At 69.6% G+C, this 23507-nt stretch carries 22 protein-coding genes; 12 read left to right on the forward strand and 10 right to left on the reverse strand.

Going from position 1 to position 23507, the window contains the following annotated elements:
• The first annotated feature begins 51 nt into the window (after positions 1-51).
• The 3 genes from recQ (at position 52) to KBZ33_RS10470 (ending at position 4278) form a co-directional block, all read left to right on the forward strand.
• The gene (gene recQ / locus KBZ33_RS10460) at positions 52-1878 is read left to right on the forward strand and encodes a DNA helicase RecQ (protein ID WP_254952495.1); all 1827 of its coding nucleotides are present in this window, start codon (positions 52-54) and stop codon (positions 1876-1878) included.
• A gap of 27 nt (positions 1879-1905) precedes the next feature.
• On the forward strand, positions 1906-3045 hold the full coding sequence (aroB, locus tag KBZ33_RS10465; protein WP_254952493.1) for a 3-dehydroquinate synthase: 1140 nt from the start codon (positions 1906-1908) through the stop codon (positions 3043-3045).
• Between the two features lie 138 nt (positions 3046-3183).
• Positions 3184-4278 (forward strand): DUF4912 domain-containing protein, encoded by a 1095-nt coding sequence (locus KBZ33_RS10470; RefSeq protein ID WP_254952491.1) that lies wholly within the window; start codon positions 3184-3186, stop codon positions 4276-4278.
• An 8-nt stretch (positions 4279-4286) separates the two neighbouring features.
• On the opposite strand, the gene KBZ33_RS10475 is transcribed toward KBZ33_RS10470, so the two are convergent.
• Together KBZ33_RS10475 and KBZ33_RS10480 are read right to left on the reverse strand one after the other, a co-directional pair.
• Entirely contained in the window at positions 4287-4562 is a 276-nt protein-coding gene (locus tag KBZ33_RS10475; protein ID WP_255011753.1) for a hypothetical protein, read from the reverse strand.
• Between the two features lie 85 nt (positions 4563-4647).
• Entirely contained in the window at positions 4648-5838 is a 1191-nt protein-coding gene (locus KBZ33_RS10480) for an SAM-dependent methyltransferase (protein ID WP_254952489.1), read from the reverse strand.
• 56 nt (positions 5839-5894) lie between these two features.
• On the opposite strand from KBZ33_RS10480, the gene KBZ33_RS10485 reads away from it, so the two are divergent.
• Positions 5895-6773 (forward strand): TPM domain-containing protein, encoded by an 879-nt coding sequence (locus tag KBZ33_RS10485; protein WP_255011741.1) that lies wholly within the window; start codon positions 5895-5897, stop codon positions 6771-6773.
• Between the two features lie 31 nt (positions 6774-6804).
• Here the strand turns inward: KBZ33_RS10485 and KBZ33_RS10490 are convergent, their stop codons facing one another.
• From KBZ33_RS10490 to KBZ33_RS10500, 3 genes are all read right to left on the reverse strand, one after another.
• Positions 6805-7557: a glycoside hydrolase family 104 protein gene (locus KBZ33_RS10490; protein ID WP_254952485.1), complete on the reverse strand. Its 753-nt coding sequence runs from the start codon at positions 7555-7557 to the stop codon at positions 6805-6807.
• A gap of 300 nt (positions 7558-7857) precedes the next feature.
• Entirely contained in the window at positions 7858-8958 is a 1101-nt protein-coding gene (locus KBZ33_RS10495; RefSeq protein ID WP_254952483.1) for a hypothetical protein, read from the reverse strand.
• Positions 8952-9827 (reverse strand): TIGR04168 family protein, encoded by an 876-nt coding sequence (locus tag KBZ33_RS10500; RefSeq protein WP_254952482.1) that lies wholly within the window; start codon positions 9825-9827, stop codon positions 8952-8954. Before KBZ33_RS10500 ends, KBZ33_RS10495 begins: the two co-directional genes overlap by 7 nt.
• 161 nt (positions 9828-9988) lie before the next feature.
• Here KBZ33_RS10500 and nadA point away from each other — a divergent pair, with 161 nt between their 5' ends.
• Positions 9989-10903 carry a quinolinate synthase NadA gene (nadA, locus tag KBZ33_RS10505; RefSeq protein WP_254952598.1) on the forward strand — a complete coding sequence of 305 codons (915 nt, stop codon included), beginning with the start codon at positions 9989-9991 and terminating at the stop codon, positions 10901-10903.
• Positions 10904-10936: 33 nt separating this feature from the next.
• Here the strand turns inward: nadA and KBZ33_RS10510 are convergent, their stop codons facing one another.
• Positions 10937-12022: a class I fructose-bisphosphate aldolase gene (locus tag KBZ33_RS10510; protein ID WP_254952480.1), complete on the reverse strand. Its 1086-nt coding sequence runs from the start codon at positions 12020-12022 to the stop codon at positions 10937-10939.
• 118 nt (positions 12023-12140) lie between these two features.
• Here KBZ33_RS10510 and KBZ33_RS10515 point away from each other — a divergent pair, with 118 nt between their 5' ends.
• From KBZ33_RS10515 to KBZ33_RS10525, 3 genes are all read left to right on the forward strand, one after another.
• Positions 12141-13208 carry a ligase-associated DNA damage response exonuclease gene (locus KBZ33_RS10515; RefSeq protein ID WP_254952478.1) on the forward strand — a complete coding sequence of 356 codons (1068 nt, stop codon included), beginning with the start codon at positions 12141-12143 and terminating at the stop codon, positions 13206-13208.
• Positions 13209-13318: 110 nt separating this feature from the next.
• The gene (locus KBZ33_RS10520) at positions 13319-13942 is read left to right on the forward strand and encodes a Coq4 family protein (protein WP_261362383.1); all 624 of its coding nucleotides are present in this window, start codon (positions 13319-13321) and stop codon (positions 13940-13942) included.
• 4 nt (positions 13943-13946) lie between these two features.
• Positions 13947-15596 carry an ATP-dependent DNA ligase gene (locus tag KBZ33_RS10525; RefSeq protein WP_254952476.1) on the forward strand — a complete coding sequence of 550 codons (1650 nt, stop codon included), beginning with the start codon at positions 13947-13949 and terminating at the stop codon, positions 15594-15596.
• Here KBZ33_RS10525 and KBZ33_RS10530 read toward each other — a convergent pair.
• The 4 genes from KBZ33_RS10530 to KBZ33_RS10545 all read right to left on the reverse strand — a co-directional run bounded on the left by KBZ33_RS10530 (position 15587) and on the right by KBZ33_RS10545 (position 19082).
• Positions 15587-16180 (reverse strand): DUF4178 domain-containing protein, encoded by a 594-nt coding sequence (locus KBZ33_RS10530; RefSeq protein ID WP_254952474.1) that lies wholly within the window; start codon positions 16178-16180, stop codon positions 15587-15589. The two genes, KBZ33_RS10525 and KBZ33_RS10530, sit on opposite strands and share 10 nt — an antisense overlap.
• Before the next feature lie 82 nt (positions 16181-16262).
• A complete protein-coding gene (locus KBZ33_RS10535) occupies positions 16263-17816 on the reverse strand; it encodes a polyamine aminopropyltransferase (protein ID WP_254952472.1) in 1554 nt (517 codons plus the stop codon).
• Complete coding sequence (locus tag KBZ33_RS10540) at positions 17813-18046, reverse strand: hypothetical protein (RefSeq protein WP_254952470.1); 234 nt, start codon at positions 18044-18046, stop codon at positions 17813-17815. Before KBZ33_RS10540 ends, KBZ33_RS10535 begins: the two co-directional genes overlap by 4 nt.
• A gap of 1 nt (position 18047) precedes the next feature.
• Positions 18048-19082, reverse strand: a complete 1035-nt coding sequence (locus KBZ33_RS10545) for a hypothetical protein (protein ID WP_254952469.1) — start codon at positions 19080-19082, stop codon at positions 18048-18050.
• 54 nt (positions 19083-19136) lie between these two features.
• Here KBZ33_RS10545 and KBZ33_RS10550 point away from each other — a divergent pair, with 54 nt between their 5' ends.
• From KBZ33_RS10550 to KBZ33_RS10565, 4 genes are all read left to right on the forward strand, one after another.
• The gene (locus KBZ33_RS10550) at positions 19137-19346 is read left to right on the forward strand and encodes a DUF350 domain-containing protein (RefSeq protein ID WP_216908808.1); all 210 of its coding nucleotides are present in this window, start codon (positions 19137-19139) and stop codon (positions 19344-19346) included.
• 13 nt (positions 19347-19359) lie between these two features.
• Positions 19360-21870 (forward strand): ligase-associated DNA damage response DEXH box helicase, encoded by a 2511-nt coding sequence (locus KBZ33_RS10555; protein WP_254952467.1) that lies wholly within the window; start codon positions 19360-19362, stop codon positions 21868-21870.
• Positions 21871-22212: 342 nt separating this feature from the next.
• Entirely contained in the window at positions 22213-22599 is a 387-nt protein-coding gene (locus KBZ33_RS10560) for a hypothetical protein (protein WP_254952465.1), read from the forward strand.
• 376 nt (positions 22600-22975) lie between these two features.
• Positions 22976-23458 carry an SLOG family protein gene (locus KBZ33_RS10565; protein WP_255011744.1) on the forward strand — a complete coding sequence of 161 codons (483 nt, stop codon included), beginning with the start codon at positions 22976-22978 and terminating at the stop codon, positions 23456-23458.
• Positions 23459-23507: the final 49 nt, after the last annotated feature.

Raw genomic sequence — 23507 nt, forward strand, 5'->3', positions numbered from 1 at the left:
CAATCGGCATCGAGGCTGGAGACCACCGATGCGGTTCGATCCGCCATTCCGATGACGGACAACCCGAAGCAGGTGCTGCGTGAGGTGTTCGGCTACGACGCCTTCCGCGGTCCCCAGGCCGCCATCGTCGAGCACGTCTGTGCGGGAGGCTCGGCCCTGGTGCTGATGCCCACCGGAGGCGGCAAATCGCTTTGCTACCAGATCCCGGCGCTCTGCCGGCCGGGAACGGCGGTCGTGGTGTCACCGCTGATCGCCCTGATGCAGGACCAGGTCGGTGCCCTGCGGCAGGCGGGCGTACGGGCGGCCGCCCTGCATTCGGCCGAGAGCAGCGACGCGGCGGCGGCCACCTGGCGCGAGCTCCAGGCCGGCCAGCTCGATCTGCTCTACGTGTCGCCGGAGCGGCTCCTGGGAGGCGATCTGATCGAGCGCCTGGCGGCGCTGCCCCTGGCCCTGTTCGCCATCGATGAGGCCCACTGCGTCTCCCAGTGGGGCCATGATTTCCGGCCCGAGTACCTGCAGCTGGCGGTGCTCGCCGAGCGCTTCGCCGCCGTTCCCCGCATCGCCCTGACGGCCACGGCCGATCCCCGCACCCGGGCCGAGATCGTGGCGCGCCTGAGCCTGGAGCAGGCGGCCACCTTCATCGCCAGCTTCGATCGGCCCAACATCCGCTACCTGCTGCGCGACAAGAGCGAACCCAAGCGCCAGCTCCTCGAGTTTCTCACCACCCAGCGGGGCCATTCCGGCATCGTCTACGCCCGCTCCCGTAAGCGGGTGGACGACGTCGCCGCCGCCCTGAAGGACGCTGGCCACGACGCCCTGCCGTACCACGCCGGGCTCTCACCGGAGCGGCGCAGCGCTGCCCTGGAGCGCTTCCGCCTTGGCAGCGGCGTGATCGTGGTGGCCACCATCGCCTTTGGCATGGGCATCGACAAGCCGGATGTGCGCTTCGTGGCCCATGTGGACCTGCCCAAGAGCCTGGAGGCCTACTACCAGGAGACGGGTCGGGCAGGCCGGGATGGCCTGCCCGCCATCGCCTGGATGGTGCATGGTTCCGGGGACGTGCCGCCGCTGCGTCGCTTCATCGACGACTCCGACGCTGAGCCGGCCCAGAAGCGGATCGAGCACGGCCGCCTCGAAGCTCTGATCGGCTTTGCCGAGGCCTCCAGCTGCCGCCGGCGCATCCTGCTCAGCTACCTGGGCGAAGCGGACGGCAGCGACTGCGGCAACTGCGACGTCTGCCTGGAGCCGAACCAGGGCGTGGACGTGACCGAACCGGCCCGCAAAGCCCTCTCCGCCGTCTATCGCACCGGGGGACGCTTCGGCGCCGCCCACCTGGTGGACGTGCTGCTGGGGGGCGAGACAGCCCGGATCCGCAGCCTCGGCCATGACCAGCTGGGGGTGCATGGGATCGGCAAGGAACTGGACCGGGGTCAGTGGCGCAGCCTGTTCCGCCAACTCACCGCCAGGGGGTACCTGGTGGCGGCCGCCGACGGCCATGGGGGCCTGCAGTTCGGTGACGACGCCCTGGTGCGACCGCTGCTGCGCGGCGACATCCGCCTGGAGATTCGTCTGCCGGCGGCGGCGAAGGACCGCCGCGGCGCGGCGGCCGGGGGCGGTGGCGGTGGCGGAGCGACAGTGGCCGACAACGCCGATCCGGGACTCCTGACGGCCCTGAAGGCCTGGCGGCTGGAGCAGGCGCGCCAGCAAGGGCTGCCGCCCTATGTGGTCTTCCACGACCGCACCCTGATCGCCATCGCCGAATGCCGTCCCACGGCCCTCGAGGACCTGGCCGGCATCACCGGCATCGGCAGGGCCAAGCTCGCCAGCTATGGCGAAGCGGTGCTGGCGGTGGTGAGGAGCCAGACCGCACCGGCCTAGCCTCAGTCCACCCTTGATCAGCCGTCCGTGCCGCAGGACTACCGCACCATCACGGTGTCCCTGGCCGCCGATCCCTATCCGATCCTGATCGGGGACGGCCTGCTCGGCCACCTGGGTTCCTTCCTGATCGAGCGCGGCTTCCAGAGCGGCACCCGTGTGCTGGTGGTGACCAACCCCGACGTGCAGGGATTCCATGGTGCCGAGGCGCTGAGGAGCCTCCAGGCCAGCGGGTTCGCCGTGCGGAGCCTGGTGCTGGAGGCCGGCGAGGAGCACAAGACAGCCGCCACCGTGGCGGCCATCCACGACGCCGCCTTTGAACACCGCTTGGAGCGAGGCTCCCTGATCGTCGCCCTGGGGGGCGGTGTGGTGGGGGACATGGCCGGCTTCGCCGCCGCCACCTGGTTGCGGGGCATCGCCGTGGTGCAGGTGCCCACCACCCTGCTGGCGATGGTGGACGCCGCCATCGGGGGCAAGACGGGGGTGAACCATCCGGGGGGCAAGAACCTGATCGGCGCCTTTCACCAGCCGAAGCTGGTGCTGATTGACCCGCGGGTGCTGGCCACCCTGCCGGAGAGGGAATTCCGCGCCGGGATGGCGGAGGTGATCAAGTACGCGGTCATCGGCGATGGGCAGCTCTTCGACGACCTGGAGCAGGCCGCCGGCCGGGATCCCCAGGGCGCCCTGGCCAGCCGCGAGGCCATCGGACCCGAGCTGCTGCAACGCTTGCTGGAGCGCTCAGCCGCCGCCAAGGCCCGGGTGGTGGCCGCCGATGAAAGGGAAGGGGGGCTGCGGGCGATCCTCAACTACGGCCACACCCTGGGCCACGCAGTGGAGAACCTCAGCGGCTACGGCACCTGGCTGCACGGCGAAGCCGTGGGCCTGGGCATGCTGGCCGCCGGTGACATCGCCGTGGCGATGGGGCTATGGAGCCAGGCGGATCAGGACAGGCAACGCCGGCTGGTCGCGGCCGCTGGGCTGCCCATGGGCTGGCCAGCCCTCGAGCCCGAGGCGGTGCTGACCTCTCTGCAGGCGGACAAGAAAGTGCGCCAGGGAAAGGTTCGCTTCGTCCTGCCCACCGGCGTGGGATCGGTCACGATTCGCGATGACGTCGATCCAGCCACGATCAGGGCCGCCCTGGCGGTCGCCGCTTCGATCGGCTCCCCCTGACACGCAGGCGCGACCCGGGGTGTGCATGCGGGGAAGGCCCGGCTCCCATGGCTCCGATCGTGGTCTTTCGCTGACAGGCAAGGCGCGGGCCCCCAAGATCGGAGACCATCACCGGAAGGTTTTTATTCCACACGGCCCATGAGAAGTCGTCCCAGCCGGTTCAAAAACATCCTGAGCCAGCCCCTGCGACGACTCGGCGCCCTGGCCAGGACCATCGGGCTTGGGGGCCGGGACGTGGCGGCGGGGCCGGAGTCATCGCCCGCTCAGGATCCCCCCTCCGCGGCACCCTTCCAGGAGCCGGCAGCGGCCAGCCCCGCGCTGGAGCGGCCGAGCGATGGCGGCGGTGGAACGTCCTGGGTCGCTTTCCTCCCCCGCGATCCCCAGTGGTCCCAGGTGCGCTGGGCCATCACCCCGGCCGACAGGAGCCAGGCCCAGGCCGATGGCGCCACCCAGCTCTGCCTGCGTGTCGCCGACGTGACCGGACTGGACGGGGGGTCCACCCACCCCCACACCCTGCAGGAGGTGGTGGTGGAAAGCCAGGCCAGCGAGTGGTACCTGCCGGTGCCCCTGTCCGGTCGTGATTACAGGGTGGAGCTCGGTTTCCGCAAGGGCGGCAGCGGCGGCTGGATCTCCCTGGCCTTCTCCGCCACGGCCCACGTCCCCGTGCTGGACAGCCAGGCCGTGTCCGTGCCCGATCCCTTCGTGGCCTTCTCCATGCCGCCCGCGATCCAAGCGGCGCTGGCTCCAGTTCCGTCCAGGGAGATCATCAACGACCTGCATGAGCGGCTTTACCAGAGCGCAACCAGCCCCTGGCGCCGCCTCGGCCGAGGTTCGGAGACCTTCCACGAAAGCGATTCCGCCGCCGGTCTGCAGGGCGACAACGACTTCTCCGCCTCCGGTGCAGGCCCCTGGGCCTCCGGCCGCAGCGGCTCCGGCATCGGCGGAGTGGCCGCTCGCCAGCGGTCCTTCTGGCTGGTGGCCGATGCCGAACTGATTGTTTACGGCGCCACCGACCCCTCTGCCCGGTTGAGCATCGGTGGCGAAGCGGTTCCGCTCTCCGCCGACGGTACTTTCCGCCTGCAGGTTCCCTTCCGGGATGGCCAGCAGCTCTACCCGATCGAAGCCCTGGCCGCCGATGGCGAGCAGAAGCGCAGCATCACCATGGAGTTCCGCCGCACGACACCCCACGCGAACGTCAATCCCAAGGATGAAGCCCAGTCGGAGTGGTTCTAAGCCAGGGCTCAGTGGCTCTCCCGCAGTTGTTCGGTGCAGATGGTGATGCAGTCACCGTCGTCAAGGGAGCAGGTGGTGATGCAGGCGAAGTAGGTCTCGACGGGATCCTCGTTGATCAGCTCAACATCAACGTTCAGACCATCGTCACCCCTTGAAGATCCGGAATCCAGATGAAACGTTTCCCCAAACAATGGATCTTCCGTACGGTGGCCGAATTCCGTAGGGCTGCCGAAAACGTTGCCCATTGCCGTTGCCATCACAGCGCCTTCTGATTGGATTTTCACCCTAACCTTCATTGCCGTTTTCTCCTCCAGGATTGAGCAGGAATGCTCAAGGTTTCATGTGGAGATGTAAAGCGATGGCTGTTGATCAGGGCGACGGCATGCTCAAAAACAGGGGCTCTGCCTGAGGCGTAGCTGCAGAGCCTGCAGAGGTTGAATCCCGTTGGAAAGCCAGCCAGCGGAAATTGCCAAGACTGGCGGGATCCACCAGCCGCAACAGGCTCTCCCGCCGTTGCAGCAGCTCCGCCAGCCGAGACGCCGGCTCCTGCTGAAGCGCATGCAGGCGCCTGGCCAGACCGAGCGCCAGCAACGCCTCACCCTGGCGGCATCCGCCCAGGGGCTGCCAGCCCCCGGCCCGGGCCGCCGCCTGCAGGCTCTCCAGGCAGAGGTGGGCCGTCAGGTCCCACAGACCCGGCTCCCGCAGCGGGTTGTCGCTGGCCTGCTGGCTCCGGTAGGCCATCAAGGTGCCAGCTGAGCGCTGGGGCGCGTAGTAGCGGCACGCCTCGTGGGCGTAATCGATCACCAGCAGCCACCCCTCGGACAGCGCGCCGGCACAGGCGGCCAGCCAGGGTTCCAGGCCGGGATGGAGCTCCGTGCACCAGCCCTCGGGGCGGCTGCCATCCAGGGGGAGAAGGCCGAGGCCACCCAGCTGGTCAAGCAACGGTCCCGTCAGGGGCTCGGCGGCCTCCAGGCTCAGGCTGTCCCCACGCAGTGCAACCCGCTGGCGGCACCAGTGGTCGTCCCGGCGCTCGATCCGTTCGATGGCCAAGGCGTCGAGCACTTCGTGCGCCAGCACCACCCCCCGCAGCGGGGCGCGCGCCAGAGCGGCGAAGTCGATCCAGCGCACCGGCAGGGGACAGGCGCTGAGCCGTTGCCGTTGCCGCTGGGCCATGCCGGCATTCGGCTCCACAAGCACCAGCTCGGTGCGCCCAGCCAGCTCGGGCCAGCCGGCGTGAAGCGCCTCGGCCAGCTGCTGGGCCAGCTGGCCCTCCCCTGGCCCTGTCTCGACCAGGGCCAGGGGGCCATCGGCCGGTAGCAGGGCCAGCCACTGGGCCACCTGGGGGGCGAGCAGCTGGGCGAACTCCGCCCCCAGCGAGGGGGCGGTGGCGAAGTCCCCCCGGGGCCCGATGACCAGTCGGCCACTCCCATAGACGCCATGGTCCGGGTCGTGGAGAACCCACTGCATGTAGTCGAGGAACGGCACCGAACCGCCCGCCGCCAGCAACCGCTGGCCAAGCCACTCGGGAACCGGCGGGGAGCCGGGATGGGGGATCTGCACGCGGCGTCGAGGGGACTCAGTGAGAATGCTGACCGATGGGAGCACGAGCGATGGTGATGGCGACAGCGGCCGCAGTGGGAACGCACCGGGATCACCGGGGCAGTGGCTGGCGTGGCGGGCTCGGGAAGCGGCTGGGGGCCAGCCTGGCCACCCTCACCCTCGTGCTGGTGACCTGGCTGCTGCCGGGGCTGGGTGCTGCCGCCTTCGCCGCCGACAACCCCCAGCTGTTGCCCGATCACCCCACCCCGGTGATCGACCTGGCCAAGGCCCTCACCGATGGCGAACGGGGGGAGCTGGAGGCCGAACTGGAGAGTTTCGAAGCCACCAGTGGCTGGAAGCTGAGGGTGCTGACCCAGTACGAGCGCACGCCCGGCCTGGCGATCAAGGGCTTCTGGGATCTGGACGAGCGCAGCCTGCTGCTGGTCGCCGATCCCCGGGGCGGCAACCTGCTCAACTTCAACGTGGGCGAGGCCCTGTTCGCCCTGATGCCGCGGACCTTCTGGGTGGAGCTCCAGACCCGCTACGGCAATCAGTTCTACGTGCGCGACCACGGTGAGGATGGCTCGATCCTCTCGGCCATCCACGCCGTCAAGGGGTGCCTGGCCATCGGTGGTTGCCAGGTGGTGCCGGGGCTGCCCCAGGAGCAGTGGATCCTGACGCTCTGCACCTCGATCCTGGGTGGACTGGTGGCGGGATTCGCCGCCTTTCCGCGCCAGGAGGGTCGCCGGGTGGAATGGACCTGGGTCCTGCTGCTCTCCCCCCTGTGGGTGATCCTGTTCGTGGCCCTGGGCATGGGGCCGATCATCACCCGCACCAACGACGTGTTGCCGTTGCTGCGCAACGTGCTGGGGTTCCTTGGAGCTGCGGTGGTGGCCTACCTGATTGCCCAGAAAACCCTGGGCGGTGTACGCCTGCAGGGCAAGGGCGAGAGCTGATCGCGTCCCCGTTGTGGGTGGTCGATCCGGCTCAGGGGGCGGTTGACGACCCGCTGACCCGTTCCAGCTGGCAGGACAGGCTGTCATCGCTGCAGGCCGGAGGCGTCTGCTGGATGGCCACATCTTCCCAGACGCTGGCGGCTTCGTTGCGCAGCTGGGCCAGATTCTCCTGGTAGAAGCGGCGCAGGTCGTTGAGGCGCTTCACGGGTTGCCCGTAGTAGCTGCGGCCGGCCAGGGTGGGAAACGAAGCCCATTCAGGGGCCAGACGGGCCGCCAGGTCGGGGCTCAGCTCACCGCGATCGGCGAGGTGCAGGGCACCCCGGCGCTGCACCAGGAACAGGGCCGCCTGGTCCTGGGACTCGGGGCCGAAATCAGGCATGCCCAGGGCCCGGGTGACCATGTCCCAGGTGAAGGGCATGAACTGGTAAGCACCGGCGGCTGCACTGGCGTAGCGGGCGGTGCGCATCACCCGATTGGGATGGCGATCGAGGGACTGGAAGAGGCTGCCTCCGAACAGGATCCGATAGCCGACGTCTTGGCCATTGGCCCAGGTTCCTTCGGCGTAGCGGATGGTGTTGAGCAGGGCACGCCGCTCGGGGGTGATGGCGAAGACGCGGGGAGGGGTCGGCAGCGGCGTCAGCATCGAGACCCGCACGGGGGCCACACGGGCTTCAGGACCCAGCTGCCAGGCATGGGAGGCTTCGGCGGCACTGGCCGGACCAGCAAGGCTGAGGCTCAGCCCGGCGAAGGCGAAGACCAGGTGACGGGGCTGAAGGTTCGGCAAGAGAAACGGTCGTGAAGGACAAGTGGGGGGAAAATCCAATGAATGGCTAATTAGATTTGTCCGACATGATGTGCTTGATGTGACCAGGTCTTCTGGAGAACAACAACAGGAAGAACCAGTGATCCCGTGGCGAGGAGGAGAAAAGCCGGGCCTCGGAACTTGGCGGTAATTTGCCGATGAATCAGTCGAAACGATTCAGTGTTAGTGACGGTCGAACAACTGTCTACTGGTATCAAGAATGACGCTTTGCATTCGAGTTACAGCCAGGGACTGAAGTTTTTGCTGTCGACGAACAGATGATCAAATCCTGAAGCCAGGCCCCATAGGCAGTGCTGATCGTCCGTCCAGCAGCGAAACGATCGCCCGCGCGGCGCTGGCCGCCCCATCCACCGGCAGGGGACCGCGCCGGGGGGGCTCCAGGGGCTGATCCAGCTGCCAATCGCCGCGGCGGAAGGCCTGCTGGCTGAGCAACCGGTGCCAGCCGTGGTTGCGCAGGTCCTCCTCCAGTACCGGCGCTTCTGCAAATCCGCTCCGGTGCACCAGGTGGATTCCCACCCCCTGGCTGAAGGCCTCGCAGAAACTGCTGTAGCCGGGCTTGGTGATCAGCCGTCCCGTCAGGGGCATCAGGTCGAGGGGCCTCACCCCGGCCGGCAGGCAACGGCCATTGGCCGCCGTGGCCAGCTGCGGCTCAGGGCCGATGAACACATGCTCGGGCCAGCGAGCCAGCAGGGCCGGGTCGATGGCCATGCCGAGGCCCCCGAAGCTCACCAGCACCACCTGCTCCCGATCCGGCGGCAGAGCCAGATCCCAGGCCAGGCGCTCCAGGTCGAGCCGGGGCCTGGAGCTCGTCAGGCCCAGCCGCACCTCCTGCAGACCCCAGTCCATCGGCAGGGAGAGGGGGCAACGCAGCAGCAGATCCCCCTGGGCATACAGCTGACGGTGACGGTCGACGAAGGGCTGAAAGTCCGGGCCCATGGGGGCATGAATCGTGTCCCAGCCGAAGCTGGCCAGCCACACCAGCGGCACCTGCAGGCGCCTGGCCAGCAGGGCCGCTGCCGGTGGCACATCCCCCAGCACCAGGATCGGCTGGTTCTGGGCCTCCAGCCAGGTGGCTTCGGCCTCGACCAGCCCCGGCAGGCTCCCCTCGAGGTCATGGAGGGCCGCCAAGGTGGCGGCCGCGTCCGCCCCCAGGGCATCCGCCTGGATCACCCCCACGTCCCAGCGGCATTGGCGGTGCTCGAAGGGCACCGCACCCAGGGAGAGCTTCAGGAACGCTTCCGGCAGTCCAGTGGAGAGCACCAGACGCCAGTCGGGCTTCAGGGCGGCCAGTTCGCCGAGCACCGACGCCGTGCGGGAGCCGTGGCCGAAGCCATGGCTGCTGATGCAGGCGTGAATCAGCAAGGGCTCAGCACACCCGCCGCCGGCAGGGCCGCCGTCCAGAGGGTCTGCTCGTAGTGGAGGGCACCGTCGAGGCCATACCAACGGTGGCTGATGTGGCGCAGGTTGCCATTGTTAAAGACAACCCAGCTGAAGTGGCGCAGGGCCCGACCCTGCTGATCCACGCCATGGCGGGGGACGCTGGCGGTGTTGAGGAACGCGGTGCCCTGGGCGTCGCGACGGAAGCTGAGCCGTTCCCCCTGGTGGTGGCACAGGGCGTGGTGCATGTGGCCGAAGATCACCAGCGGCAGCGGGCGGCGGCGGCGGATCTGCTCCACCGCCAGGGCCAGATCCTGATCGCCCCAGTCACAGGCGGGGGCCTTCCAGTCGCGGGCACAGAGGTCGTCCACATGGGTGCCCAGGCCACTGGGGCCCGAATGGGCCAACAGCACCAGCGGCAGCTGGGGATCGGCGGACAGGGCCGCCCGGGTGATGCGTTCGGCGGACTCCTGCAGTCCCACCGGCCCATAGACGGCCCGGACGGCCTTCGACAGGTGGTAGCCACCGCCGGCGGTCCCGGGACGGGCCCCCACGACGGCCAGACCCGGGGGGCGTAGCTCCCTGAGGCCCCAGCCGCAGTGCCGTTCGCCCAACAGCTCCAGCTGGTGCCGCAATGTGCGGCCGCTGCCGTCCTTGCCCGCATCGTGGTTGCCGAGCACGCAGGCCAACGGCAGCTCCAACGTGGCGAGCAACTCGGGGATGCGGCTCTTGCCGTCACTGAAATCTCCCACAAGCAGCAGGGCATCCGGACGGATCAGATCAAGCACGTCATGGTCGCTGCGATCCCACTGATCGTGCAGATCCCCCGCGATGGCGATGTTCAGCTCAGCCAATACCAACCGCTTCCTAGACTCGGATCATCGTGCATGGGGCGGGGTATCGGTTGGTCTTCACGCAGACGCTGACCCAGTCCCCGGACCAGCATGGCCGGGAATCGGGCAACCGCCTCGATCCGTCTGTCGCTGCTCCGGAGACGTGTCCGCCGCGCCATGAGCTGGCCGCGGCGATCGAAACACTCAAAAAAGAACGCAACGCGGTCATCCTGGCCCATTACTACCAGGACGACGCCATCCAGGATGGCGCCGATTTCATCGGCGACTCCCTCGAGCTTTCCCGCAAGGCGGCCAGCACCGACGCCGACGTGATCGTCTTCTGCGGCGTTCACTTCATGGCGGAGACCGCCAAGATCCTCAACCCGGGCAAAACCGTCCTGCTGCCCGATCTGGAGGCCGGCTGCAGCCTGGCCGATGCCTGTCCCGCCGACGCCTTCGCCGACTTCCGCCGCCAGCACCCGGACCACGTCGTGGTGAGCTACATCAACTGTTCGGCGGCGGTGAAGGCCCAGAGCGACCTGATCTGCACCAGCAGCAACGCCGTGCACCTGGTTCAGCAGCTGCCGGCCGATCGCCCGATCCTGTTCGCCCCCGACCAGAACCTGGGCCGCTGGGTCGCCCGCCAGAGCGGCCGAGAGCTGACTCTCTGGCCGGGAAGCTGCATCGTCCACGAAACCTTCAGCGAGCAGGCCCTGCTGCGGCTGCGTCAGGAACACCCCGAAGCCGAGGTGATCGCCCATCCGGAATGTCAGCAGCACCTGCTGGATCTGGCCGACTTCATCGGCTCCACCAGCAAGCTGCTGCAGCGCACCGAAACCAGTGCGGCCCCCGCCTTCATCGTGCTCACCGAGCCGGGCATCCTGCACCAGATGCGGCGCCGCTCCCCCACCAAAACGCTCTATGAAGTCCCCGGGGCCGATGGCTGCAGCTGCAACGCCTGCCCCTACATGCGGCTGAACACACTGGAAAAACTGTGGCAGTGCCTGCACACCATGGCGCCGGCCCTCGAACTCGACGAGGAGATCCGCCGGCGGGCCCTGGTGCCGATCGAGCGCATGCTGGCGATGAGTGCCTGAGGCAAGGCCCCTGACCCAGGGGGCCACCGTGACTCAATAGCTGTAATTGGCCACGAACAGGGAGGCGGCCTCATCAGAGGGTTCGGAGCCGGCCACGTAGGCCCCGCGGGCCGCCGCGCCGTTGGCACGGACACGGGCCAGCAGGGCCGCCTGGCCCGCTACGGCATCGGTCCCTTTCCAGTGGCTGAGGCAGGAGTGCTGCAGGGCCCGGCCGTAGGAGAAGCCCAGGTGCCAGGGGGCGTCGGGGGCGGCGTGGTGGATCGCGGAAAGGAACACACTGGCCTCCTCCTCGCCCAGGCCGCCGGAGAGGAACAGGATCGCCGGCACGGCCGGCGGCACGCTGCGCCGCAGGGTGCGCACGCTGAAGGCGGCCACCTGTTCGGGACTGGGACGCTCGGCGCCGTCGGCGCCGGGGAGGGTCATCGAGGGCTTGAGCAGGGTGCCCTCCAGAAACACCCCGTTCTGGCCCAGGGCCTCGTAGACGCTGCGCAGCACCCACTCCTGCACCGCGGCCGTGGTGAGGATGTCGTGGTCGCCGTCCATCAGGATCTCCGGCTCCACGATCGGCACCAGCCCCTCCTCCTGGGCGGTGCGGGCATAGCGGGCCAGCCCCCAGGCGTTCTCACGCACGCACAGCTCCGAGGGACAGCCAGCGGCGCTGATGCGCAGCACCGCCCGCCATTTGGCGAAACGGGCGCCGCGGCTGTAGGCACGGGCCGCCCGCTCCCGCAGCCCCTTGAGTCCGGTGCACCAGGTCTCGCCGCTCAGGCCGCCCGCCAGGGGCTCCACGCCCAGATCCAGCTTGATCCCCGCCACCAGCCCCTGGGCTAGGAATAGATCAAGGATCGATCCGCTCGGCTGTCCCGGCACTGCGGCGGCCTGCTGAAACAGGGTCTCCTCGTAGAGGATCACGCCACTGATCGTCTCGCCCAGGCCAGGGGCGGTGGCCAGCAGGGTGCGGTAGGCGCGACGGTTGTCCTCCGTGTTGTCAAGGCCGATCGCCTCGAAGCGCTTGCCGATGGTGCCGGTGGATTCATCGGCCGCCAGCAGACCGGTGCCCGGCCGGGCCAGGGCCATGGCGGTGGCCTCCAGTTCCTCGCGGTGGCTGTCGAGTGTCATGGGGCCGGTGGAGATGTCATCCCCATGGCTAAGGGGGAGCACCGTCGCCGTCAACAGGCCAGGCTCGCCAGGATGCGAACGTTTCCCGCCAGCGGCGCCACCGCGGCCTGCGCGCACCATGGTCCTGCCGGGCGATGGCCTGATCCAACTCACCCCTGAAGGGCTTTACTGTCCGGCCGCCGACGCCTGGATTGACCCCTGGCGGCCGGTGAGCCGGGCCCTGATCACCCATGGCCACGCCGACCATGCCCGGCCGGGCTGCGGCGAATACTGGGCGGTGGCATCGGGCGAGGGCGTGCTGCGGCAACGGCTGGGGGCCGGCATCGCCCTGACGGGGGTGGGCTACGGCCAGGAGCGGCGCCTCGGCGGGGCGCTGGTGTCCTTCCATTCCGCCGGGCACGTGCTGGGCTCGGCCCAGATCCGGATCAGCGCCGGTGGGGAAACCTGGCTGGTCAGTGGCGACTACAAAAGGGATGCCGACCCCAGCTGCGCCCCGTTCGAGCCGGTGACCGCCGACGTGCTGATCACCGAAGCCACCTTCGGCCTGCCGATCTACCGCTGGCGGCCCGGTCGGCAGGTGGCGGCCGAGATCCTGACCTGGTGGCGCGAGGCCCCCCAGCGACCCTCGCTGCTGTTCGCCTATGCCTTCGGCAAGGCCCAGCGGCTGCTGGCGGAACTGGCGGCGCTGGGGGTGGAGGAGGAGGTGCTGCTGCACGGGGCCGTGCAAACGCTGATGGCGCCCTACCGGAGCGAAGGGGTGGTGCTGCCCCCGACGCGGCCCCTGAGCGAACTTCCCCGCAACGCCTCACTGGCGGGGCGCCTGGTGATCGCTCCACCATCGGCCCACCGCTCCGCCTGGATGAAGCGATTCGTCAATCCCCAGACGGCCTTCGTCAGCGGCTGGATGGCGGTGCGGGGTGCCAGGCGGCGGCGGGGGTTTGAGCGGGGCTTCGCCCTCAGCGACCACGCTGACTGGGACGGCCTGCTGCGCAGCGTCCGCGACTGCGGCGCCCGGCAGGTGTACGTGACCCACGGCAACAGCGACGGCCTGGCCCGCTACCTGCGGGAGGAGCAGGGCCTGGCGGCGGAACCGTTGGGGCGGGCGTTCGAGGGGCAGCGCGGCGAGGAAGGGGAGCTGGTCGCGGCGGTGGCGACAGCAGTGACCTCCCCCGTAGCTGCGTCCTGATGACAGCGGCCCGTGTCACCGTCGAGGCCTGGGACCCAGACTGGCCCAGCCGTTCCGCTGTGATCGCCTCCGTGTTCATCAACCTGAAGCAACGCCTGCAGTCGCTTCGGATGGTGGCCAGCCTCGCCGCCTTCCTGAAAAACCCCTCAGAACTGGACAGCGTCTTCGGCGTGGCGCGCAGCCTCCAGGGCAGCCCCCTGGCCACCCAGATGCAGCGTCACCTGCTGGAGAATCCAGCCATGGCCGCCCTGGTGGCGGAGGGCTGGCGACCCGCCCCGATCGACATGGCCGCTCTGGCGACCATGCCCGAGGGCAGCCTGGGCCGCACCTATGCCGAGCAACTGATGCGTCTGAATCTGACGCCCGAGAGCCTGATCGATCCCCGGCCGATCACCAACCCGACGGAGTACATCACCCACCGGCTGCGGGAAACCCACGACATCGTCCATGTGCTCACCGGCTTCGGCATCGACGGCCCTGGGGAACTGGGCCTGCAGGCCTTCAACCTGGCCCAGGTGCGCTCCCCCCTGGCGGTGCTGCTGATCTTCGGCGGCCTGCTCGGCACCCTCCAGGACGACGAGCCACTCGAACCCCTGTTGCGCGCCCTGGCCCGCGGCTTCGAGCTGGGCCTGGCGGCTCGCTGTCTGATCACCGTCAAGCTCGAAGAGGACTGGGAGCGGCCCCTGGCCGACTGGCGTCTGGAGCTGGGGTTGCCGGAATCGCCCCTGGCCTGAGCCCATGCAGGCCTTTGCCGACCTGATCCAGCAGCTGGAGCGCAGCCCCGGCACGAAGGACCGGGTGGCGGCGCTGGCTGCCCATGTCCAGTCGGTCGACGGGGCCGATGGTGCCTGGGCCCTGGCCCTGCTGCTGGGCAAGCGGCGGCGGCGGCTGATCACCGGCCGAAGGCTGCGGCAGATCTGCCTGGAGCGCTCGGGGCTACCCGAGTGGTTGTTCGATTCCTGCCACGCCCAGGTGGGGGACTCGGCGGAGACCATCGCCCTGTTGCTCCCCCAGCTGGCCCTGCCGCCGGCAGCGCCCCTGGAGCTGCCCCTGGCCGAATGGATGGAATCGCGGCTGCCGGCCCTGGCCGCCCTGGAGGCCGAAGCGCAGGCGCAGGCGGTTCTGATGATCTGGGCCGCCCTGCCCGACGGCCAGTGCTTCCTGTTCAACAAACTGCTCACCGGCGGCTTCCGGGTGGGGGTGGCCGCGGGCCTGGTCATCCGGGCGCTGGCCCAGGTGTCCGGCCTGGAGGAGGCGGAGCTGGCCCACCGGCTGATGGGCGGTTTCGAGCCCTCCCCAGAGGCGATGCAGGCCCTGCTGGCGCCCCTGGAGGCCGGGGTGGCCGCCCCGATCAGCCGGCCCTATCCCTTCTGCCTGGCCTCCCCCCTGGAGACGGAACGCCTCGAGGCCACCGACCCCGCCGGCTGGCAGCTGGAGTGGAAGTGGGACGGGATCCGGGCCCAGCTGATCCGGCGCAACGGCCAGACCTTTCTGTGGAGCCGCGGCGAGGAACTGATCAATGCCAGCTTCCCCGAGCTGGATCGGATGGCCGAGGGGCTGCCGCCGGGCACGGTGCTGGATGGGGAGCTGACCGTCTGGCCGGCAGAAGCGAGCCAGCCGGCCGGCTTCGGCCCCCTGCAGCGGCGGCTGGGTAGGCAGAAGCCCGGCGCCGCCCTGCTGCGGGAGTGCCCGGCGGCCTTCGTCGCCTACGACCTGTTGGAGCAGGGGGGCCAGGATCTGCGCCCCGAGCCCCTGAGCCAACGCCGTGCCGCCCTGGAGGATCTGCTGCAGGGGCTGCCGGAGGCGGTTTCCAGCCCCGCGGCCGGGCTCCTGCGCCTCTCCCCGGTGCTGCCGCTGGGGAGCTGGGAGGAGCTGGAAGCGCTGCGGCAGCAGGCCCGCTCGGTGGGCGCCGAAGGGCTGATGCTCAAGGCGCTCGATTCGGCCTATGGCGTCGGCCGGCGCCGCGGGCTGTGGTGGAAGCACAAGCTCGAGCCGATGGAACTCGATGCGGTGCTGCTCTATGCCCAGGCCGGCAGTGGCCGCCGCGCCAACCTCTACACCGACTACACCTTCGGCCTCTGGGACGGCGAGGGCCGCCTGGTCACCTTCGCCAAGGCCTATTCCGGTCTTGATGACAGCGAGATCGCCGAACTGGACCGCTGGATCCGCCGCCACACCACCGAGCGCTTCGGTCCGGTGCGGGCCGTCGAGCCACTGCAGGTTTTCAGCCTGGGCTTCGAGGGCCTGCAGCGCTCCTCCCGCCACCGCAGCGGCCTGGCCGTGCGCTTCCCCCGCATCCTGCGCTGGCGCCGCGACCGCACCCCCGAATCGGCCGACAGCCTCACCAGCGCCCTGGCCCTGCTCGAGGATCCAGCTGTTCAGCGATAGACCGTGCGGCCATCGCCGGGCAGCAGCACCGGGGCAGCCGGGTCGATGCGACGGCCCAGACTCAACTCCGGCGGCCCGGGATCGTCCCCCTCCTCCCAGCGCTCCAAAGACAGCACCCGGCCCTCCGCCCCCTCGTAATCACCGAAGCGGCAGCCCGTCAGGCGCCGGTTCATCACGCGGGCGGCGGCGCTCACCGAAGCCCGGCCCGTTTCCTTGAGGTGATACAGCTGGCCGCGACAGCGCAGGTGATCGGGGAAGTCGGCGGTCAGACCCTCCAGCTCCGCGGCCGGGGCGTCCTCCAGCCAGCTCACCTCCAGCCAGTCGTCCTCGCAGACGCTGAGCCAGCGGCCATCGCTTCCGTCGCGCAGCAGGTACTCCAGCCACTGGAAGCCCCCGTCGTCATAGAGAAGCCGGTCTTCCACCACCCAGTCGCGGCCGTCGTACTGGACGATGTCGCCGGTGGTGAGGTTGAACAGGGTGCGCCCCAGCAGCTTGGGTGCCTGGCGCCGCAGCCGTGAGCGCCGCAGCAGCAGCAGGGCAACGGCGGCCAGCAGCAGCAGGGGCAGGAGGAACCAGACAGCCATCGTTGCGCTCGGTGGCCGGACCATCCAGGCCGGTCGGCTCAGCTTATGGAGGCTGGTGGACCGACTCCGCGAAAGGCGCCGATCAGTTCTGCCGCCAGCGACCCTGGCGCTGGTAATCAGCCAGCACCGGCCGGTGCAGGCGATTCGGCAGCACCCGCTCCCCCGGCGGCAGGGACAGATCCCGGCTCAGGGGAAAGAGCCGATCGAGCTGGCCCTGGTCGATCCAGCGGCCCTGGAAGGGAAGCAGCGCCTGGGGCTGGGGCGGACGTGGCTGGCCCCGGTGGGCCAGCACGAAGCCCCAGGGGCCGAAGCTCGGCACATCCACCCCGTAGGGCCGGGTGGCCAGGTTCAACTCAGCCAGGGTGGCCTGGATCGAGGCCAGCACCTTGGGGCTGAAGAAGGGGGTCGAGGCCTGGGTGACCAGCATCCCGTCCGGGGCGAGGCGCCGCAGCAGGCGCCCGTAGAAGGTGACGCTGTACAAGCGGGCCAGCGGCGGCGTGGCCGGGTCGGGAAAGTCGGCAATGATCACGTCATAGGTGCCCTGCAGCTGCCGCACCCGCTCGAAGGCATCGCCGATCAGCAGCCGCACCCGCCGGTCCTCCAGGCTGGCGCCGTTGAGGCGCCGCAGGAACGGCTGCTCCAGGGCCAGGCGCACCATGGCTGGATCCAGTTCCACCACATCCACCTGCCGCACCGCGGGCCAGCGCAGCACCTCCCGCAGGGCCAGGCCATCGCCGGCCCCCAGGAGCAGCACCCGCTGCGGCCGGCCCTGCAGCGCCATCGCCGGATGCACCAGGGCCTCGTGGTAGCGGTATTCGTCAAGGCTTGAGAACTGCAGCTGGCCGTCGAGGAACAGGCGCAGGTCGTCGCGGCGACGGGTGAGCACGATGCGCTGGTGGCGACTCTGGAGCCGGCTCACCACCGGATCGTCGTAGAGGCCGTCCTCGATCCGGTCGCCGAGCGGAACGAGTCCCCAGCCGGCGAGGGCGATCATGGGAAACGTCACGGCGATCGAACGGCGCCAGCGGCGGCCCACCGGAAACGCGGCGGCGATCGCCACGCAGCTGGCCAGGGGCACGAGGGCCAGCAAGCCGGCGGTGGGCAGCAGACCCAGCCAGGGGAGCAGCACCAGGGGGAACAGCAGGGCGCCCACCAGGGCACCCAGGTAATCGAGGGCCAGCACCCGCGCCAGGGCCACCCGCAGCTGCTGGCCACACTCCAGCAGCCGGGTCAGCAGCGGCACCTCCATCCCACCCAGCACCCCCACCAGCACGGTGCCGATCACCAGGCCCAGCCACACCGGACCGCCCAGCCGGAAGAGGGCGAACAGGGCCAGGGGCGCCAGCAGGCACAGGGGGGCCAGGGCCAGTTCCACGGCCAGAAACCACTGCAGCAGGGCGAAGCCGGGCTCGGGGCCCGTCGCCAGGAACTGGCTCAACCAGGCACCCAGGCCCATGGCGGCCAGGAACGTGCCGATCACCACGCCGGTGGCCAGGGCATGGTCGCCCAGCAGGTAGCTGGCCTGGGTGGCGAGCATCAGTTCCAGCACCAGGCTGACGCTGGAGGAAAGGGCTGCCGCCGCCAGCAGCACCCACACCTGCAGGGGTGTCAGGGGCGCAAGGCGACGCGGTGTCACTTGGCCGCGCCGGGACCACGCCCCTGGAAGCCGCTCCAGTCCTGCCGGCGGGGCGTGATGGGCACCCACCGCCCGGCGCTGTAGCTGCCGCCATAGCGCACACCGCTGCCGGCGGCGGGGGTGCCGTCCTGGCCGAGGCGCCAGAGGCCGGGGCGGGTCACGGCCGTGACGGTGCCGATGGCGACCACCGCCAGGGCCAGCAGCAGCAGCAGTCCCCGTTCGTCGGCCATCTCAGCGGCCCTCCAGCGCCCCAGCCAGGGGCAGAACAGCCACCGGCCAGGCGCTCATCAGACCATCCTCGACGCTGAGCTGCAGCCATTCCATCTCCCAGGCGTCGCCATCCACGCGGAACTCCTGCGGCACTTTCACCCGGAAGCGGTAGCTGCCGCGCTCCGGAAGCCGCAGGTGCAGGGTGTGGCGTACGGACAACCAGTGGTCGCCATCGTCGGAGCGGTGGGCCACCACCACCATCCCCCGATGCCGCAGACGAGGACGCCCCAGGGCATCACTCACCTGCAGCTCCAGGGCCGCCGGTTCCGGGGGCTGGCCCAGGGGTGGATTGTCATGGGGCAGCTCCCAACGCGCCACCACGCCCACCCGCAGCAGTCCGGGGCCACCGGCCTCACAGCGGATCGCGGCGTCAGCCTCCTGGCTGCGCTGGACCCAGCGGCCCCGGCTGACGCCGTAGCAGGCCAGCAGCAGCACCTGGACCACCGCCAGCGTCAGCGCGGCGGTGAACAGCAGCAGGGGAGCATCGAGGCTGTGGTTGCGGACGCTGCCGCGCACAACAACCGGATGGGGCAGCGGCTGGCCCGCTTGATCGAGCAGATCCTGCAGCTGCACCGCCAGCTGGAAGCGGCCGCTCTGCCCAGGACGCATGGCCAGCGTCAGGGCCGCGTCGGCTTCCTCCCAGGTGCCGCTCTCCCCCCCCTCCGACCAGGTGCCGCTGGCGCGCCAGCCGTCCTTGGTGAGGTTCAGCACGGTGCGGCCGCTGGCATCGAGGAGGGCGACGTCCAGCTCGATCGTGCTGTTGGCGGGGATGTCGGCCGTCAGCGCCAGCCGGGGGCTGCCCAGCCAGCCGTCCTCCAACACGAAGGGGACACTGAGCACCCGCTGCCCCTCCGGCACCACCATCAGCAGCCGGCGTGGCCCCTCCAGGGCTGACAGCAGCAGCACGAGAAGGGGCAACAGCGGCAGCAGCAGGCTGACCAGGGGCCAGAGCAGCAAGGCCGAATCGCGCCGCCCGCCCAGGGAAGTCAGCCCCATCAGCGGCTGGCCTCCTGTCCATCCCTACGGTGGGGTCGGCACTGCGATGAGGGGATGGTCAAACCACTGCTCCAGATGCTGCTGATGGTGGGCTGGACCTTTCTGGGCATCATCCTCATCTACCTCGGGCTGCTGCTCTTCGATCGCCTCTCCCCCATCGACTACCGCGCCGAGATCCGCCGCGGCAACATCGCCGCCGGTGTGGTGCTGGGGGCCGTGATCCTGGCCATTGCCGCCGTGGTGGTGGCCGTGCTCTCCACCTGATCCGCCGTCCCCCTTGACCCCTTCCACCGCGGCGGTGCTGCGGCCCATCGAGGCCTGGTTCACCAGCCGCGGCTGGCGGCCGATGCCGTTCCAGCGCCAGTGCTGGCGGGCCTACCTGGAGGGGGCCAGCGGCCTGATCCAGGTGCCCACCGGCTCCGGCAAGACCTACGCCGCTGTGATGGGGCCGATCGCGGCGATGCTGGCCGAGAACGGGGGCGCCGGGCCGGAGGGGGGGCTGCGCCTGCTGGTGCTGACGCCCCTGCGGGCCCTGAGCCGTGACCTGCTGCTGGCGATCCGGGAGCCGATCGAATCCATGGGCTGGCCGCTGCGGGTGGGACTGCGCAACGGCGACACCAGCAGCCATGAACGCGGCAAGCAGCTGAAGGCGCCGCCGCAGATCCTGATCACCACCCCCGAATCCCTCTCCCTGCTGCTGGCCGGCCCCCGGGCCGAGGCGCTGTTCGCCGACCTCGAGGCGGTGGTGATCGATGAATGGCACGAGCTGATGGGCAGCAAGCGGGGCTCCCAGAGCGAGCTGTGTCTGAGCTGGCTGCGCAGCCGGCGGCCGGCCCTGCGCACCTGGGCGATCAGCGCCACGATCGGCAACCTGGAGGAGGCGGCCCGGGCCGCGGTGGGCGTCGGCGTCGAGCCGCGCATCATCACGGCCAGGATCCGGCGGGATACGGAGATCCGCAGCCTGCTGCCCGACACGATCGACGGCTTCCCCTGGGCCGGCCATCTGGGCCTGCGCATGTACGAGGAGCTGGTGGCGGCCATGGAGCCCGATGTCTCCACGCTGCTGTTCACCAACACCCGCAACCAGGCCGAACGCTGGCACCAGTGCCTGCGCTTCGCCTGCCCGGAGATGGAAGCCACCCTGGCCCTGCACCACAGCGCCATTGACCGGGCCAGCCGCGAAGCCATCGAGGCGGGGGTGAAGGCCGCCGCGATCCGCTGGGTGGTCTGCACCAGTTCCCTCGATCTGGGGGTGGACTTCCAGCCGGTGGAGCGGGTGGTGCAGATCGGCAGTGCCAAGAACCTGGCCCGGCTGCTGCAGCGGGCGGGCCGTTCGGCCCATGCGCCCGGCGGCACGGCCCAGGTGCTGTTCATGCCCACCAACGCCCTGGAACTGCTGGAGGTCTCAGCGATGCGCCGGGGCCTGGGGGAGGGGCTGGTGGAACACCGCCGCCCACCCCATGAACCGCTCGATGTGCTGCTGCAGCACCTGGTCAGCCTGGCCTGCGGTCCGGGCTTCGAGCCCGAGGCCACGTTGGAGGCCGTGCGCCGCACCTGGAGCTACCGCCAGCTGGAGCGCAGCCGCTGGGAGTGGTGCCTGCGCTTTCTGGAGGACGGGGGTGACTGCCTGGGGGCCTACCCGCGCTACCGCAAGCTGGAACGGGAGCCGGCCGAGCCCAGCGGTGGGGTCCCCCAGCGCTTCGTGGTGCGGGAGCAGGCCGTGGCCCGCCTGCACCGGCTCAACATCGGCACGATCAGCGCCGATCGGGCCGTGACCGTGCGCTTCGTGCGCGGGGCCGTGCTGGGTCACGTGGAGGAGGTGTTCATCGGCCGGCTCAAACCGGGGGATGTCTTCTTCTTCGCCGGGCGCCAACTTGAGTTCGTGCGGCTGCGGGAGATGACCGCGATGGTCAAGGCCACGACGCGCCGCAGCGCCATGGTGCCGGCCTGGGGCGGGGGCCAGATGGCCCTCTCCGATCTGCTCAGCGCCCACCTGCGCTCGGAGGTGGATCGCTGTGCCCGCGCCCTTGAGGGGGAGAAGGGTTTTGCGCTCGACACCGCCGAACTGCGGGCCTTGCGGCCGCTGTTGGAGCGCCAGGTGCTGCTGTCCTCCCTGCCCCGGACGCACCAGTTTCTGGTGGAGGTGTGCCACACCCGGGAGGGCAGCCACCTCTACGCCTTTCCCTTCGAAGGACGCTTCGTGCATGAGGGCCTGGGCTTTCTGTGGTCGTGGCGGCTGGCGCGGCACCATTCGGGCACCTTCACGGTGTCGGTGAACGACTACGGCTTCGAGCTGCTGGCGGCCCGGGACTACCCCTTTGAGGAGCTGCTCGATCTCCACGGGGAGACCCTGCTGGAGCCTGAGGGACTGCTGGAGGATCTGGAGCGGGCCATCAACCTGTCGGAGTTGTGCCGTCGCCGCTTCCGCTCCATCGCCCAGGTGAGTGGGCTGGTGGTGAATGGCTATCCCGGCCAGGCCCGCTCCGGCGGCCAGCTGCAGATCAGCGCCGCCCTGCTGTTTGATGTCTTTGAGCGCCACGAGCCCGGCAACCTGCTGCTGGCCCAGGCCCGCAGCGAAGTGCTGGAGGAGCAACTCGACCTCGGACGCCTGCTGGGCACCCTGGAGCGGCTGCAGGGGAGCGAATGGCTGCAGCGGCGCCTGCCGAGGCCTGGCCCGCTGGCCTTCCCCCTGCTGGCGGAGCGGCTCAACAACCGAATGAGCAATGAATCGCTGCTGGAGCGGCTGCAGAAGCTGCGGCATCAGGCGGAGCGCGCCGAGGACCCCTGAGGCGCCGGAGACAATGACGGAGCTGGCGAGAAAGACTGGGCTGGCGAGGAAAACGGAGGCGGTGTCCGTGTGCAGCGGAAGGGATCGACCGCTATGGAACGGCTTGGGTCGATGGGTGGTGCTGTACTTGCCGTCTTTTCTACCGCCATTCACGGTCTGTGATGTTTGGACGGAGTTGGAGGCTGCAGTCGCTGTCGTTCCGGCCCTGGCAGCGGCGGCATGAGAGCTGTGGCACCAGCTTGAGGCTGAAATCTGATCCGCAGCCAGACTGAGAAGCGCTATCGCCGGATCATCCGATGCAGCGAGATCACGTGACAGCAAGGGGCTGAGCAGGACCCTGTCATGGGCCACCGATTGATCGTTTCGGACAACCGTGACGACCCGGGCAACCCGCTGGTGCTCGATGGCGAGGCCATGGACGCAGCGGCGAAGGACCCACTGGCGATCGGGAAGCTGATGGTCGATCAGGTCTGGGCAGAGGGAACGGATCCCACGGGCGGGGGCCTGTACTACGAACGCAACAGCAACCAGCACCGGCGGCTGCAGGCCTTTGAGACAGGCAGCGAGGACTTCATGACCGGCGGCTGGGTGCGGGTGCTGGCCACCGCCGAACAGCTGCGCAAGGAGCGCGCCGGCATGAAGCAGGCAGCCACGGCTGGCTTGGTGAGGATCCATGGCACCCACCGGGGCGTGCTGCTGGTGGAGTTCCTGGACGTTCCCTGGGGCTGAGCAGACACCGCAGGACTCCGGTCGGATTCGCTGAGCGCACCTCGCGGTGCGGCTGCAGTGGCCGGGCCTTCGCCCGCGTTGATGGGGCTGGGGTGAGGCCCCCGGTCTCCTCGCGCGGCTGCACGGCCGGGTGGGCATTCAGGCCTGAATCTTGTGGGCTTGCTCATCAGTTTTCAAGTCCGCCCGCGCCTGGCTTTACTTTGTGCAGATCCGTTGCCCCGCAGCCATTCTTCCTGCTACACAGTGCGTTTATACTGGCAGAATAAAGGCCACGAGCCCATCGTCTGCGGCAACGAAATCTTCTGGCAACTTGCCCTGTTCGTTTGCTCTATAGCCCATGAGTTTTGCCTCTGCTGCAGTGGCCCAGGCCGCTGCCTTGTCTCTTCCTGGTCTCCTGCCGCCGCCGGTGCTGGCGTCTCGCTCGGTCGTCATCGTCGCCGCCGGTGGCCGTGATCTCGTCTGGCCCCAGGAGCGCATCGCCTCCGCCCTGCTCCAGCGCAGTGGCGGTCGTCCGGTCCATCTGTTGCTCCATGGCGGGGCCCGTGGCGCTGATCGCGCCATCGGCCGTGCTGCCCAGCAGCTCGGCTGGCGTGTCCAGTCCCTCGCCGCTGATTGGCGCCGCTATGGCCGCCGTGCCGGCCCCATCCGCAATCGCCTTCTGCTCGAGCAGGCCCTTCTTGAGGCCCAGGCCCATACCTCCCCGGCCTTCAGCGCCTCTGTGCTGGTGATCGCCTTTCCCGGTGGGGCAGGCACGGCCTCGCTGGTGCAGCAGGCCCGCCGCTGCTCCTCCCATTCGCCGGTGCCGGTGGTGGTGCTGGAAGTGCCGCCGCCGTTCTCGCCCGAGTCCCTCGCTGCTTGAGAGGCAATCACCGTCCCGTTCTTCTCGTCTCTCATCCCCATTCACCACC

The organism is Cyanobium sp. Cruz-8D1 (assembly GCF_024345975.1).
Classification (GTDB): Bacteria; Cyanobacteriota; Cyanobacteriia; order PCC-6307; family Cyanobiaceae; genus Cyanobium.